Raw genomic sequence first — 15470 nt, 5'->3', positions numbered from 1 at the left:
GCGTTTTTTTATGTCAGGAAAATGAGAATATTTATGCTGCAGGTAACGCATGGTGATGATCGGTTTTCTTCATCAGCATCAACAAATAAACCAGTGCAATACCGGCAATCATGACGAAAAGCACATCGTCGGAATATTGCTGCATCAACGCAGCGACAGTTGCCGGCCCCGCCAGACTGCCCACGGTATAACTCATTAGCAAAGCCTGATTCATGGCAACTAATTCATGGGACGCCGCTGTTTCGCATGCCCACGACATTGCCACTGGATAGAGCGTAAAACCGGCACATCCTAGCGTAAAGAGCGCAGGCACCACGCCATAGTTGCCCAACATCGCCATACAGCCGAGAATAACCACGCTCACCTGCACGCGAAGAACCGCGATGCGACCAAAACGATCGGCCAAACGTCCGATCGGCCACTGTCCCATAATCCCAGCACTCACCAGCAACGCCATCCACATACCAACGTTAGCATCACTCATACCTTTATGAGCCAGATAAAGAGGCAGCAATCCATAGAGTGAGCCTAACACCGCGCCTGAAATAACGCAGCCATGGATCCCCAGCCGCGCACTACGGCGGCGAAGCATGACCCACATCGGTACTGAAGTATGGGTTTCCGGACGCGCAAAGCGAGCAAAAGCGAGTGGCATCATCGCCAACACCATCAACGATGTTGCCCAAGGCAAAACTTGCATCACGGCGGTAGGCACAACCCCAAGCATTAACTGCCCAAACACCATACCTAAATAGTAAACGGTCATATAAGCAGCTAGCAGCTGCCCACGGTTAGCATTGGTTCCACTACGCAGTAACGCGCTTTCAACCACCACCCATACCATCGCACAGCCAACGCCAGCCAAGAAACGCAGCGCCAGCCAGCTCCAAATATCAGTAGAAAAACTCAGCGCCGCCGTTGAAAGTGCAAATATGGCACAGGCGTAATGGTAGCTGCGGTTAAAACCCGAATGCATGATGGCGGTACCTGCCACCAATGTCCCCACCAAATTCCCCATAAAATAGGAAGAACTCACCAACCCGACTTGCCAAGTAGGAAGTTGCTCATGGCTCAGCCACAATGGAACCAAAGTATTTAAAACCGCCATAGCAACGGTCAGCAGCAAAAGTCCACAGAGCAATAAAAGCACTGGGCGAGAATATGAAGACATGTGAATTTCGAACCGAACAGCATTGAGAAGTGGGCGCATCATGCCACTGGTGAATTAAAAGTCAATCGACTATAGATTAGGCATAGCACGATTTGTTAATACGCTGCTAAAAAAATTTATCTTTCTGACAAACTGGCTAATTTTGGACTTCCTGCCACCAGTGAAATATGTCCATGATAACAGGCCGTTTTGCATTGCCCACAGCCGTCGCAGCGGGTTTCAGTAAACGCTGGTTGGGCATTATCGTCAAAGTAAATTGCGTTGGATGAACAAGCTCGCTCACATAGCCGACAATCGTTATTGCCACGTCCAATACAACCTTTCGCAAATAGAGGCCTTAAGGCAGTATCTGAAAGAATAAGTGGAGAAAGCGCCCCCGTTTTGCAAGATGCCGTGCAGGCATTGCATTTAGCCGTATCACAAGCTGAAAAATCAATTTGGAGCGCTGCTGCTCCGTCTTTGATTTCGATGAGACCGTATGGACACGCTGTGATGCAGTCCCCACAAGCGGTGCACAAAGCAAGAAAAAGACGCTCCGCCACGGCCTGTGGCGGGCGTCCTATCGCTCGGCGCACGGATTCTAATTCAACCTGCTGCTGCGCTCGCTTTCCAGCGCCAAGCAGCCCGCGAAAAAGACCACGGCGACTCACGATGTGGTGCGACATCCAAGCACGATAGTAGTCTTGATCTTTTTGCTCGCTCATTAGCGGTAAAGCTCACGTTCAGCAGAAGCAATGGCTAACTGCTGCTGCCAGTTGGCTAGCGTCAACAGCGCTAATTCGGACAAACCTTGATAGAACGGGTGCCGTGCGTCTTGCATCATCAAGGTTAAATAACGAGTACTCCACGGTAAAAGATGCACGGACAGAAAATCGCTCAGCGCCTGAGGCTGCGATTCTGCTAGCCATGCGGCCATCATGAGCATCAAACCAAAGTGATCTTCGGGTTCTTTCTGCCCTATCTGCCCTTCAATGTGATGCTCACGCATCCATTGGCGCAGTGCCAGCGTCGAGTCACCAAAAAGCACGCTCTCTTTATCCAGATACACAGAACCCCACGGAGGAGCCGGTAGCGCATAGGGCCCAATAAACAAGCGCTGATGAGCATCAGTTAGCGATTCATCGGTCATAGCAGCAAATTTTGCCGCACATTGTTCAAGCTGTTGCGTCGAGCCATAAGGCCATTCGCTGATCCACTCCGACGAAGTCAGAATGTCTACCAATGGCGCACAGACTTCACTTTCAGGAGAATAATAAAACAGAGCACCTAATGAACGTGCTGAAATTGCAATATCTTGAAGCTGTTGAGGTTGTAACATGAAAATACCAAATCAGTTTTAGTGCAAAATGGATGAGACGATGAGCTTGAATTCGCTAAAGCGTGGAGCTCTGAAGTGAGCTCCACCGATATTATCATCAATACATCAAGGCGCTAACCGGCAACAGCCATGCCAACGGTCATGTGCAGACCGTAGAACATACCGCGCCCGATCAATTCACCCGCAACCACCAGCGCAAAACCAATCACCAGCCATGCAACCGACGGCGTTTTACCCTTAATCATTGGGCAGATCCAGCATCCAAGCCCTAAGACAAGCAGCGCTAAACGCCATGCCAGCAAAGTGCCAAACGCTGGGATTAACGCTGATGCCTGTTGTACTGAGCTGTGGATCTCAGCGAGGCCAAAGCCTTGCATCGCAACCGCGGCAACGCTCACCAATACGGCTAACACGCTGATAACGGGCAGTAGTCGCATGCTGCAACCCAAAACGCCCGCCGCACGTAGCAATAAAAAGCCCAGCAAAGGTCCACCGATCAGCATCGTCAACACAAAGCCCAGCGTGGTGTAACCATTATGCCAAGTGGGAACGGTATCGATCTGGTATACACGGCACATGGCATAGACAAACAACAATCCCAAAACCATGGCGATCGCTAGCCAAACTTTGCCTAATGCCGCAGGCATTTTGTTTAGCATCGCGAGAAGCCAATAAATCCCCCCCGCTGCAAAGAATACCGAACCGCTGGCAATCTCGTTACTCAGGGCCGACTCGCCGATACGGTTGAGCGAATTAAACGCTCGCATCGGAGAGCCTAAGTGCATTACCGAAGCAATAAAGGCAATACCCATGAGCACCCAAAGAAAGAACATGCTGACGTGCACTCGTCGCGTGAGCACCTCATCCAAACGACCGGCTATCAAGGCTAGAGCCATGACAATAAAGGCGCCAACCACGCACTGTCCTAAAACCGTGAAAATCATCAACGGCCATTCATGCCATCCCATACCCATCTCAGACCTCCTTCGGATTTGCCAGATAACCGGTTGTATCTCCGACCGGACGACTGTTGGCATTAGGTTTTAATACGATGTTTGGCTTAGTGAAGTGCGCCGCAGGCAGCGGTGCCACCTCTGCTAGGTCACCATATTTGGCACGTAGCTCTTCAATCGGAGCTAAATCAAGCGCGCGCAGTGGGCAAGACTCAACGCAGATGGGTTTCTTACCTTCTGCCACACGCTCGTAGCAGCCATCACACTTGGTCATGTGCCCTTTTTCCTCGTTGTACTGAGGAGCGCCATACGGGCAAGCCATGTGGCAATAGCGACAGCCAATGCAAACTTCTTCATTGACGACCACAAAGCCATCCTCTCGTTTGTGCATCGCGCCACTCGGACACACTTTGGTACAGGCCGGATCGCTACAGTGGTTACACGAAATGGACAGATAATAGGCAAACACATTTTGGTGATACACACCGTTGTCTTCCTGCCAGTCACCACCCGCATATTCATAAATGCGGCGGAAGCTAACGTCTGGCGTCAGATTTTTAAAATCTTTGCAGGCCAGCTCGCAGGTTTTGCAGCCGGTGCAACGACTAGAGTCGATATAAAAGCCGTATTGCGTTGTCATCAGCTACTCCTTATGCCTTGGTGACTTGAACAAGATTCGAATGAGACGGGTTGCCTTTCGCCAATGGCGACGGACGCTGCGTGGTGAGCACGTTTATCGACCCTGCGTGATCGACTCGATTTGCATCCGGGCTGTACCATGCGCCTTCACCCAGAGCGACAACACCCGGCATCATTCGAGGGGTCACTTTGGCATTAATACGAACTTCGCCGCGCTGGTTGAAAATACGCACGATATCGCCGTTGGCAATGCCGCGTTGCTTCGCATCTATCGGGTTAATCCACATCTCCTGACGGCAAGCTGCTTTCAATACGTCGACGTTGCCATAGGTAGAGTGGGTCCGCGCCTTATAGTGGAACCCCGTCAACTGCAGGGGGAATTTTTCAACGAGCGGATCGTCATAGCCTTCAAAACCAGCGCTGTAAATCGGCAGAGGGTCAATGACATCGCCTTTAGCCAATTCCCACGTGGCGGCTTTTTCAGCAAGCTGCGTTGAGTAGATTTCTATTTTGCCCGATGGGGTCGTCAGTGGATTAGCCACCGGATCCTCGCGAAACGCCTTGTAAGCGACGTGATGACCTTCGGGATCGCGCTGCTTGTAAATCCCTTGCTGACGGAAATCGTCAAACGACGGCAGCCCTGGCATCGCTTGCTGAGACTGTTGATACAGATGGCGTAGCCACTCTTCCTGAGTACGGCCTTCGGTAAATTGAGCTTCCACGCCCATGCGCTTCGCTAACTCACTGGTCATTTCGTAGATATTCTTGCATTCGAAACGAGGCTTGATGACCTGATCGGCAAAAATAACGTAAGACATGTTGCCCGCCGAAGCATCCAAGCAGAAGTCCATTTGTTCAGACGCAGTACAGTCAGGCAGCAAGATGTCGGCGTATTTAGCCGAAGCGGTCATATGGTTATCGATGACCACAATCATTTCGCACTTTTTATCATCTTGCAGAATGTCATGCGTACGGTTGATCTCAGAATGCTGGTTCACCAAGCAGTTACCTGCATAGTTCCAAATCATCTTGATTGGCACATCCAGCTTATCTTTACCGCGCACCCCATCTCGCGTTGCCGTCATTTCTGGGCCACGTACAATTGCGTCCGTCCACATGAACATGGAAATACTGGTTTTAACCGGATTTTCCAAGGTTGGCATGCGAACAAAGTCGAGAGAATACGATCCTTCACGTGCACCGCTATTGCCGCCGTGAATACCCACGTTGCCAGTTAAAATCGCCAACATAGAAATTGCGCGCGAAGCCAACTCACCGTTTGAATGGCGCTGTGGCCCCCAGCCTTGAGAAATATAAGCGGGTTTAGCCGCACCAATCTCACGGCCCAGCTTGATAATTTTATCCGCCGGAATACCAGTAATCGCCGCCGCCCACTCTGGCGTTTTGGCTACACCATCAGCTCCTTGGCCTAAAATGTAGGCTTTATAGTGGCCATTGGCTGGCGCCCCTGCTGGCATGGTTTTTTCATCATAACCAACACAGTATTTATCAAGGAATGCCTGATCGACCAAATCCTCGGTGATCATCACATGTGCTAAGGCAGAGGCTAATGCCGCGTCAGTACCTGGACGAATAGGAACCCATTCATCCTCACGTCCAGCGCCTGTATCGGTATAGCGCGGATCGATAATGATCATGCGGGCATTTGATTTCTGCCGAGCCTGCTCCAGATAGTAGGTCACCCCGCCACCGCTCATACGCGTTTCACCTGGGTTATTACCAAATAGAACCACTAATTTACTATTTTCGATATCTGACGGACTATTCCCATCGGCCCAACCGCCGTAGGTGTAATTCAACCCTTCAGCAATTTGCGCCGTACTGTAATCGCCATAATGATTCAGATAGCCGCCACAGCAATTCATTAGGCGAGCAATTAGAGTAGAACCCGGAGGCCAAGAGCGAGTCATCGTACCGCCCAGCGTGCCGGTGCCATAGTTCAGATAGATAGCTTCATTACCATAGTCTTTAATGATGTGCTGCATGCTGGCCGCAATGGTATCGAAGGCTTCTTCCCAGCTTATGGGTTTGAATTTGCCTTCACCACGCGCACCAACGCGCTTCATGGGATATTTCAGACGGTCGGCGTTATAAACGCGGCGACGCATAGAACGCCCACGCAAGCAGGCGCGAACCTGATGCAAACCCTCATAATTGTCGTCGCCGGTGTTATCGGTTTCGACATATTTAATTTCGCCATCAACAACGTGCATGCGTAACGGGCAGCGGCTGCCACAGTTTACGGTACATGCACTCCAGATAACTTTTTCATCTTTTCCCAAAGATGTTGTGCTTGACTGAGCTGCTGCCTTACGGGCAAACGGCAGAGATAATCCACCGCTCGCCGCAACTAAACCGCCGATAGCGCTGGATTTAACCAGCTTGCGGCGGCTCACCTGCGTAGACAATAAGCCTGTCTCTTTCGTATTTTTCATACAATACCCACTCAGTTTGCTTTCAAAACAAAAAATATGACTGAAAATTTTCTGACGAACGTCTATGCGTTTTTTTATTAGTCAGTAAAACGGAAAGTGGAGGTATCACGTAATTTGCTGTTTCAAGCGCGCTCACTGCGCCCGATAAAACATAAACTCGCAATTAATTGGAATGAAATTGAGCAAATATCCGTATCCACTTTCTCAATTGGATAATACTTCTTTGGGAGTAAGTCATATTGTTTGATGTCAATAAACATTCGTAGAACGCAGGCACGGGTGGTTTATGTGATGCAATTAACAGCTTTTCAAAATCATAAACTTACGTTTGAGAATGCAAATCAATTAGCAATTATCGTAGATTAGGTAAAGAGGCCAATAGATTGCCCAAACAATAATTCTCGCGATATTGAAATGGAATAAATATGACTAACAGAAGTGGTTTGAAAGAAGCGTGAATTGAATAAACAGAATAAAGCCGGAGTTATTTACTTTACAAAAAAAGCGCCCGTAGGCGCTTTTACAAACATATTCGAGATTAACCGATATATTCTAAGCCGTTCATGTATGGACGCAGAACTTCTGGCACCTGAATACGGCCATCAGCTTGCTGATAGTTTTCCAGTACAGCAACCAGCGTACGACCAACAGCCAGACCAGAACCATTCAGTGTATGCACCAAACGTGGTTTTTTGTCGGTTTTGTTACGGCAACGAGCCTGCATACGACGCGCTTGGAAATCCCACATGTTTGAGCATGAAGAGATTTCGCGGTAAGTGTTCTGAGCAGGAACCCAAACTTCCAGATCGTAGGTTTTGCTTGAGCCAAAGCCCATATCGCCCGTACACAGCAACACTTTACGGTATGGCAAGTTCAGCAGCTGCAGCACTTTTTCAGCATGACCGGTCAATTCTTCCAGCGCATCCATGGAATCTTCTGGACGAACGATCTGAACCAACTCAACTTTATCAAACTGGTGCATACGGATCAGACCGCGAGTATCACGACCATAAGAACCGGCTTCTGAACGGAAGCATGGCGTATGGGCGGTCATTTTCAGCGGCAGGGATTCTTCTTCCAGAATTTCGCCGCGCACCAAGTTAGTGACCGGAACTTCAGCCGTTGGGATCAGCGCATAGGTGCTGGAATCCGCTTCTTCTTCCAGTGGACGCGTGTGGAACAAGTCGCCCCCGAATTTTGGCAACTGACCAGTACCATACAGAGTATCGTGGTTTACCAGATACGGAACATAGGTTTCCAGATATCCGTGCTGCTCGGTGTGCAGATCGAGCATGAACTGTGCTAACGCGCGGTGCATACGTGCGATTTGGCCTTTCATGACAACAAAGCGCGCGCCGGTTAGTTTAACTGCGGCAGCAAAGTCTAGCCCGCCAGTCATTTCGCCCAGCGTTACATGGTCGCGGACTTCGAAATCATAAGTACGAGGCTCGCCCCAGCGGCTCACTTCCACATTGTCGTTTTCGTCTCTACCTACCGGCACAGAATCATCTGGCATATTAGGAATAGACAACGCCAGATCGCGAATATCGTTTAACAACTGATCCAGCTCAGACTTAGCCGCATCCAACTTTTCGCCCAATTCGTTGACTTCAAGACGCAGTGGTTCAATATCTTCGCCACGCGCTTTAGCCGCACCGATGGATTTGGATCGCGAGTTACGCTCTGCTTGCAGGCTTTCAGTTTCAACTTGCAGCACTTTGCGGCGTTCTTCCTGCTGACGCAGAGTGTCAACATCCAGTTTAAAGCCTCGACGAGCCAGCTTTTCGGCGACTGCGTCTAGCTCATTACGCAGTAGATTGGGATCTAGCATGCTAATCCTGTGATTATATTGAGGGAGTTTTAATGAGCAATACATTGAGCACAAGACGCTCAATGTAAAGCGTATTTTATCAGGGTTAACCTTACCGCAATGGGAAAATTAGCGGTAGCGTTTTGTCGGGCTATTTTGATCCTGCTCAGCCAACCATGCCAGTTTTTCACCAATTTTGCCCTCTAAACCACGGTTAGTGGGCACATAATATCGGGTTTGTGACATTTCAGGTGGGAAGTAGACTTCACCGGCGGCATAGGCATTAGTCTCATCATGAGCGTAACGATACTCTGCCCCCAGCCCCATTTCCTTCATCAGCTTGGTCGGTGCATTGCGCAAATGATCGGGGACGTCGTAATCAGGACGCTCTTTCGCATCATGCAAAGCGGCTTTGAACGCGGTATAAACTGCGTTACTTTTCGGTGCACAGGCTAAATAGACAATGGCCTGCGCAATCGCCCGTTCGCCTTCGGCTGGCCCTACGCGGGTAAAACAATCCCATGCGGAAATGGCCACCTGCATACCGCGCGGATCGGCATTGCCGACATCTTCGGAAGCAATTGCCAGCAGGCGTCGAGCCACATACAGCGGATCACCACCGGCAGTAATAATGCGGGCATACCAATAGAGCGCCGCATCCGGTGAGGAACCTCGTACCGATTTATGCAGCGCCGAAATCAAATCATAAAAACGGTCACCTTTATTATCAAAGCGAGCACTGCGCTCACCTGACACTTCTTTCAGAAGATTCGGCGTTAATACACGATTACCGCTGGCATCAACTTCTGCCATATCGGCCATCATTTCCAACGTGTTTAGCGCACGGCGGGCATCCCCGCCGACCAGCTCGGCAATCATATTGCGAGTGTCATCTGGCAGAACAATATTTTGTCCGCCGTAACCACGCTCTTTGTCGGCCATCGCCTGATTAAGCACTTCGATAATATCGTCGCTGGTCAGCGCCTTAAGCAAATAAACACGGGCACGTGAGAGCAGCGCCGAGTTCAACTCAAAAGAAGGATTTTCAGTCGTAGCGCCGATGAAGGTGATGGTGCCATCTTCGATATGAGGCAGGAACGCATCCTGCTGACTTTTGTTAAAACGGTGAACTTCATCGACAAACAGAATAGTGCGGCGGCCAGCATCACGATTATGCCGAGCACGCTCGATAGCCTCACGGATCTCTTTGATACCGGACGTTACCGCCGAAATACGCTCAACGTCAGCATTACCATAGCGACCGATCAATTCTGCCAGCGTTGTTTTACCTGTCCCTGGAGGCCCCCACAAAATCATTGAATGCAGGTGACCCGCTTCGATGGCTCGCGGCAACGGTTTGCCAACAGCCAGCAGATGGCGCTGTCCGATATACTGCTTCAATGTTTCTGGCCGCATACGCGCGGCCAGTGGTTGAAACTCGTTCTGCGAGAAGTCGAGGGACAGATTACTCACTGGATTTTCCCATTCAGTATTTTTAAAACTATTGACGCTGATCGTCCACCGTCACACCTTTAGGCGGAGTGAACTGGAATTTGCTGGCATCAACCACGCCGCTTTGCTGGCTTTTCAGCTTATAAGCACTGCTCTGGCCATCTTGTTCAACGGCGGTAAAGCTGTTGATAGTGCCCGTTGGCGATACGCTGATAGTGAATTTTTTGAGGTTATTTTTCTGGCTTTTTGGTGTCAGATCAAAAGTATCCCCAGTCTGTTTTACATTGTACTGATTCCACTCTTTCGCATCATTGCGGGTAATCAGCATAAACGGCGTATTGCTCGTCGCACTGTCTAGCCACGTCGCGGTAACTTGCTCAACAAACGGATTATAGAACCACAGCGTTTTACCATCAGAAACCAAAACGCTCTCATCCGGTGACGTCATGTGCCAGTTGAACAGGTTCGGGCGTTTTACCCAAAGCTCACCTTCGCCCTGCTGCACCGCCGCGCCATCAGCCGTCGTTACCGTCTGGGTAAAGCTCGAATGGAAACTATTCACTTTGTTCAAACGGCTTTGTAAATCACTCGTTGGAGACGCCAGCACCGCTGTAGATGCAAAACCGGTTACCAAACAGCACGCTAATAACAACTTTTTCATTATGTTCTATACCTTTTTTCGGTCACAGTTAACTGCTGAATACAGATAACCTCGGCTGATTTTTATCGTCTGGTCAACGGTGATTACGCCGCTGCACCACGCTTTATATTACCCAATATAATACGCTAACTTTAGCGAATAGACATGGGGTTATCATCGGTAACATTCTGAATGACGGTGATTTACACATCTTTGCTCTGCTAGACGCACCGCGATTTATTCAGCGACCGTCTGAAAATAAAACGGGCGGTGAAATCACCGCCCGTAAGCTACACGCCATCAATAATATGAATCACATATCATGCGATGGCGGCGCCAGCACTTCACGGTTACCGTTATTTCCCGGCGAGCTCACGATGCCCTGAGCTTCCATCTGTTCAACAATACGAGCCGCACGGTTATAACCAATACGGAATTGTCGCTGAACACCGGAAATCGAAGCACGACGTTTATCAACAACAAAGGCAACGGCCTGATCGAATAGCGGATCCAGCTCTTCATCGCTATCTAATCCTAAACCGCCTTCACCATCTTCAGACGAGCTCAAGATACTGTCGATGTATTGCGGACGACCGCGCGCTTTCCAATCCTGTACGACGGCATGAACCTCTTCATCGCGGACGAATGCACCATGCACACGCACCGGCATTGAAGAGTTAGGCGGCATATACAGCATATCCCCCATCCCCAGCAGCGATTCTGCGCCCCCCTGATCGAGGATCGTTCGGGAGTCGATCTTGCTGGAAACCGTAAAGGCGATACGTGTCGGAATGTTTGCTTTGATCAAACCGGTAATAACATCCACCGACGGACGCTGGGTCGCCAGCACCAAGTGGATACCTGCCGCACGTGCTTTCTGAGCCAAACGAGCGATCAGTTCTTCCACTTTCTTGCCAACGGCCATCATCAGGTCAGCGAACTCGTCCACCAGCACCACAATATAGGGCAGTTTCTCCAATACTGGCGGCGTCATATCCATGCTGTCGCCCGGTTTCCAGAACGGATCTGGAATTGGACGTCCCATCGCAATCGCCTGTTCAACGCGCTCGTTATAACCCGCAAGGTTACGTACGCCCAGCGCAGACATCAGCTTATAGCGACGCTCCATCTCACCCACACACCAACGCAGTGCGTTAGCGGCATCTTTCATATCCGTCACCACTTCGGTCAACAGATGTGGGATACCTTCGTAGACAGAAAGCTCCAGCATTTTCGGGTCGATCATGATGAAGCGCACTTCATCCGGTGTCGCCTTATACAACATGCTGAGGATCATGGCGTTCACACCCACCGACTTACCAGACCCCGTAGTACCGGCCACCAACAAATGCGGCATTTTAGCCAAGTCGGCGATGACCGGCTGCCCAGCAATATCTTTCCCCAGAACAATAGTCAGCGGAGAAGGGCTTTCGCAGAACTTAGAGCAATCTAAGACTTCACGCAGGTACACGGTTTGACGATGTTTATTTGGCAATTCCAAACCGACATAAGGTTTACCTGGAATGACCTCAACCACACGTACCGCAACCGCAGAGAGCGAACGCGCCAGATCTCGCGACAGGTTAGAGATACGCGCGGCTTTTACACCTGGCGCAAGATCCAACTCGAAGCGGGTGATGACTGGGCCTGGAGAGATCCCAACAACCTCGGCTTTAACGCGATAGTCCGCTAAGCGCGACTCCACCAGATTGCCCACCTGCTCCAGAGCGAACATATCTACAGGTTCAGAGTTGGCCGGTGGTTCAGTCAGCAGATCCAGCGTCGGTAAAGGCGTCGTCGGTTTTTCCAACGGCTGCTCATGACCGCGCATCAGGAATGGATGGATTAAACCATCCATGGCCGGATGCTGGCCTGTCGATGGCTGCGCCACTGGCTGTTGAGCGTTCGGTTGTTGAATGCTTGGCGGTGGCGTAACCGGCGCCGCAGGTGGCTGCTGATAAGCATTCGGTTGAACAGGTGCAGGCTGCTGCGAATACTGCGACGCAGCGGGCTGTTGATAGGACTGAGGCTGTGATGGCTGAACGGGCTCATCGTAACGACCAAATGGCACATCATAAGCATCGCTGTCACGTGCGGCCGTTTCTTCCTGCTCAGGGGTAATCGTGAACAAAGGCTCAGAAGGACCATCATCCACCAAATCAGCTACTGGCGTAAATCCAAACGCATTATTACTTGCTGCCGCTTCGCTTAACGCTTTCGCAGGCGAGAAGTCCATCAGGTCATTGCGGGAAGCAGTGACACCGCTTAATGCATAAGAATTATCATCCGTTGCATCACTCTGCTGCTGATAACGCTGTTGCTGCTGGGAAGAAAACTCGCTTTGCAGACGCGCCATTTCAGCCGCCTGCTCATCTTCAGCCTGATGCTCATATTGTTGTTCGCCATAGCGCTGTTGCTGTTGCTCCGCAAACGCCTGACGCAGCGCCGTTTGCTCTCTCAGTGCTTCATCATCAACCGGCTCAACATTATTTTGTTCTACATTTTGCTCTAGCGACTGCTGCGAATTTTGCTGGGCTCTCAGACGCTGAGCCTCAGCTTCTTTCTTCGCTTGCTCTTCCGCCATACGCTGCGAAGGAAGCTTAATCCCAAGAGAGGCTAATTCACGGCGAGTAGGGATCCGCACTGGATTTGGCCGCGGCAGTTCTGGGCCATTCCCTTGTTTCACCTGCAGGCTGCTGTCTTCCGTCGCGCTAAACGCAGGCATGAACAGAGCACCGGCAGCAGCGGCTGTAGACACCGTAGTCGGAACCACATCATCCCGTGACGCTGCGCCAAACGGCATGCTGTTTGGTGATAACCCCGGATTGATATATGGGGTTTTAGGCAGTTCATCACGATCGAAATGTGATGCACTGAAATTCATACCCGATGCGGCCGATGGCGTAGAAGGCGTCTCTGGTTCCAAGCTCCCCAAACGCGGCCCTTCATCATCCCATGCGGAACGTGCTGGACGAGTTGGCGCATGTGACACATTCGTTGGGCGATCTTCCGGCATCTCGAAAGAGTAAAGCGGAGGCATACTAGGCTTAATTTCTGCCACCGGTTCAGGCTCTGAAGCGCTAAAGGTCATAGGCTCAGTCGCAGCAGAAGCAACGGGCTGAGCCGAAGCCACCGCGGCGCCAACGGCAGAAACAGCCGCCGCTGGTTTTAATTCATGGCTGACAGCAGGCTGTGCGGATTCATCCAGAGACATTTCCGCCTCATGCAGCGGACGTAATTTCCCCAGAAGAGGATCGTTTTCGTCCTCATCGACACTTGGCAACTCTGGTGCGGTTCTTGTTGGCTTGGCCAGCAAGATATCGTCTTCATCCTCATCAGTCGCCCGAAGCAGAACATCATCTGTCTCCTGCCCTGCCGACGATGCGTGTTTATCCAGCACAACGTCACGCGCATCGTCTTCGTAATCGTAGTCATCATCATCGCGATCGCGACGCGTACGATTACTCATGAAGGTTAAACCACCGAGCAAGACCCCACCGATTTTCTCCGCGATGGTCAGCCATGACCAGCCGGTAAACAGAGTCAGCCCAACGGCCCATACCCCTAACAGCAGCAATGTTCCCCCCACGCTGCCCATGAGAGGATTCACGCCGTTCTCCAGCAGACTCCCAATAAGACCGCCGGAGGCAAAATGGTAGATGTCATCAACGTTTAACGCGGTTAAACCGCAGGACGCTAAAACCAGCGCCAGCATGCCGATGAGTTTCAGGGATATCGCAAAATAGTCGAGATAGCCGCTATCGTCGCGTTTGCGGTAGGCAAACCAACATAGAGCGAGCATGACAGGAGGAATGGCGTATCCCATCACTCCGAAAACAAAGAATAGAGTATCAGCTAGCCATGCACCTGCCCCGCCGCCAATATTATTGATAGGTTCATGCCATGCCGTTTGCGACCAGCTCGGATCCGAGGGGTCAAAGCTCAGCAACGAAACCATAAGATAAATAGAAAACAACGCCACTACTATGAGTAACGCTTCGTATAGCCGACGTCCACTGCTCATTCGTTTGAGAGTAACGTCCTTCTCTTCTGTGTATTCCTGGCTCAAGAAAGGCTCTCCAGGTTCCTGTTTTTCACCATAGCACTATTATTGCCTATTGCCGCTTTAGAACAACGCATTGCCACGTAATTTTGTATTTAACAAAGACTCGTACGAATAACAACGCCGAGAGACTATACCCTCGGCGCTGAAACTGTATAGATACACAGGAGTGTAACCAAATTACTCAGGTTTTGCACCTGCTACCGTTATCGCGTTTTGATAACCAAGCGATTGCTCTGTTTGACTTCTTCCATAACCACGTAGGTACGGGTGTCATTTACGCCCGGTAGGCGCAGCAGAGTTTCGCCAAGCAATTTACGATAAGCGGACATGTCAGGCACACGTGTTTTCAACAGATAGTCGAAATCACCTGAAACCAGATGACACTCCTGAATTTCTTCCAGTTTCTGAACAGCGGTATTGAACTGTTCAAACACATCTGGGGCTCCGCGGTTCAAGGTAATTTCAACAAATACCAGTAAGGACGCATCCAGATAGTGCGGGTTCAACAGTGCAGTGTAACCTTGAATAAAACCCTGTCTTTCAAGGCGACGTACACGTTCTAAACATGGAGTTGGGGATAAACCAACTCGCTTAGAAAGCTCAACGTTCGAAATTCGTCCATCCTTTTGCAGCTCATTCAGGATGTTACGGTCGATACGGTCGAGATCTTTACCAGGGCGCTTTTTATTGTCTGCCATCTTATTGTCTCTCTTATATCCTTCCCTGCTCGCCATCCCCTTAACAAGTTCATTTTGTTAAGGATTTGTCCCAAACGAAAACCCATGCCTGCTGTCAATCAACAATTCCCATTGTTAATATTCACGAAAACAGCCCGGATAAAGCTGGCATAAACGGACCATCCAACTTCTTTCTGTTTTCGCCGATTGCACTCAGTTCGCATGCGAGGGCTCGCATAATTGCTTTTCTCTGATTCCAAATCACTGCATATCGAGGCCACATCCTAT

11 protein-coding genes are annotated in these 15470 nt (G+C 50.3%); all 11 read right to left on the bottom strand.

Annotated elements, in window-relative coordinates:
• Positions 1–31: 31 nt before the first annotated feature.
• The 11 genes from HMPREF3091_RS16040 to lrp all read right to left on the bottom strand — a co-directional run bounded on the left by HMPREF3091_RS16040 (position 32) and on the right by lrp (position 15203).
• Complete coding sequence (locus tag HMPREF3091_RS16040; protein ID WP_035504045.1) at positions 32–1171, bottom strand: MFS transporter; 1140 nt, start codon at positions 1169–1171, stop codon at positions 32–34.
• A gap of 116 nt (positions 1172–1287) precedes the next feature.
• Entirely contained in the window at positions 1288–1875 is a 588-nt protein-coding gene (locus tag HMPREF3091_RS16035; RefSeq protein ID WP_070717029.1) for a 4Fe-4S dicluster domain-containing protein, read from the bottom strand.
• A complete protein-coding gene (gene dmsD, locus HMPREF3091_RS16030) occupies positions 1875–2489 on the bottom strand; it encodes a Tat proofreading chaperone DmsD (protein WP_070717028.1) in 615 nt (204 codons plus the stop codon). Before dmsD ends, HMPREF3091_RS16035 begins: the two co-directional genes overlap by 1 nt.
• Before the next feature lie 113 nt (positions 2490–2602).
• On the bottom strand, positions 2603–3463 hold the full coding sequence (locus tag HMPREF3091_RS16025; RefSeq protein ID WP_070717025.1) for a dimethyl sulfoxide reductase anchor subunit family protein: 861 nt from the start codon (positions 3461–3463) through the stop codon (positions 2603–2605).
• Between the two features lies 1 nt (position 3464).
• Positions 3465–4082, bottom strand: coding sequence for a DMSO/selenate family reductase complex B subunit (locus HMPREF3091_RS16020; protein ID WP_008812995.1), 618 nt, complete (start codon positions 4080–4082; stop codon positions 3465–3467).
• A 10-nt stretch (positions 4083–4092) separates the two neighbouring features.
• Complete coding sequence (gene dmsA / locus HMPREF3091_RS16015; protein ID WP_070717021.1) at positions 4093–6537, bottom strand: dimethylsulfoxide reductase subunit A; 2445 nt, start codon at positions 6535–6537, stop codon at positions 4093–4095.
• A 538-nt stretch (positions 6538–7075) separates the two neighbouring features.
• A complete protein-coding gene (serS, locus tag HMPREF3091_RS16010) occupies positions 7076–8368 on the bottom strand; it encodes a serine--tRNA ligase (protein ID WP_004095796.1) in 1293 nt (430 codons plus the stop codon).
• A 108-nt stretch (positions 8369–8476) separates the two neighbouring features.
• Positions 8477–9820 (bottom strand): replication-associated recombination protein A, encoded by a 1344-nt coding sequence (locus HMPREF3091_RS16005; protein WP_004095798.1) that lies wholly within the window; start codon positions 9818–9820, stop codon positions 8477–8479.
• A 28-nt stretch (positions 9821–9848) separates the two neighbouring features.
• On the bottom strand, positions 9849–10460 hold the full coding sequence (lolA, locus tag HMPREF3091_RS16000) for an outer membrane lipoprotein periplasmic chaperone LolA (protein ID WP_070717018.1): 612 nt from the start codon (positions 10458–10460) through the stop codon (positions 9849–9851).
• Positions 10461–10752: 292 nt separating this feature from the next.
• Positions 10753–14508 (bottom strand): DNA translocase FtsK 4TM domain-containing protein, encoded by a 3756-nt coding sequence (locus HMPREF3091_RS15995; protein ID WP_070717016.1) that lies wholly within the window; start codon positions 14506–14508, stop codon positions 10753–10755.
• A 200-nt stretch (positions 14509–14708) separates the two neighbouring features.
• Positions 14709–15203, bottom strand: a complete 495-nt coding sequence (gene lrp / locus HMPREF3091_RS15990) for a leucine-responsive transcriptional regulator Lrp (RefSeq protein ID WP_008812989.1) — start codon at positions 15201–15203, stop codon at positions 14709–14711.
• Positions 15204–15470: the final 267 nt, after the last annotated feature.

It is taken from the genome of Hafnia sp. HMSC23F03 (assembly GCF_001816025.1).
In the GTDB taxonomy this organism is placed as follows: Bacteria; Pseudomonadota; Gammaproteobacteria; order Enterobacterales; family Enterobacteriaceae; genus Hafnia; species Hafnia paralvei.
The sequence above is the reverse complement of the archived record's forward strand: the minus strand, read 5'-3'. Positions and strand labels throughout refer to the sequence as shown.

Bases quoted from the DNA above. Each gene is read 5' to 3' on its own strand.
- lolA (WP_070717018.1), bottom strand. From the start codon at position 10,460: ATGAAAAAGTTGTTATTAGCGTGCTGTTTGGTAACCGGTTTTGCATCT.
- dmsD (WP_070717028.1), bottom strand. From the start codon at position 2,489: ATGTTACAACCTCAACAGCTTCAAGATATTGCAATTTCAGCACGTTCA.
- dmsA (WP_070717021.1), bottom strand. From the start codon at position 6,537: ATGAAAAATACGAAAGAGACAGGCTTATTGTCTACGCAGGTGAGCCGC.
- serS (WP_004095796.1), bottom strand. From the start codon at position 8,368: ATGCTAGATCCCAATCTACTGCGTAATGAGCTAGACGCAGTCGCCGAA.
- HMPREF3091_RS16035 (WP_070717029.1), bottom strand. From the start codon at position 1,875: ATGAGCGAGCAAAAAGATCAAGACTACTATCGTGCTTGGATGTCGCAC.
- HMPREF3091_RS16025 (WP_070717025.1), bottom strand. From the start codon at position 3,463: ATGGGTATGGGATGGCATGAATGGCCGTTGATGATTTTCACGGTTTTA.
- HMPREF3091_RS16020 (WP_008812995.1), bottom strand. From the start codon at position 4,082: ATGACAACGCAATACGGCTTTTATATCGACTCTAGTCGTTGCACCGGC.
- lrp (WP_008812989.1), bottom strand. From the start codon at position 15,203: ATGGCAGACAATAAAAAGCGCCCTGGTAAAGATCTCGACCGTATCGAC.
- HMPREF3091_RS16040 (WP_035504045.1), bottom strand. From the start codon at position 1,171: ATGTCTTCATATTCTCGCCCAGTGCTTTTATTGCTCTGTGGACTTTTG.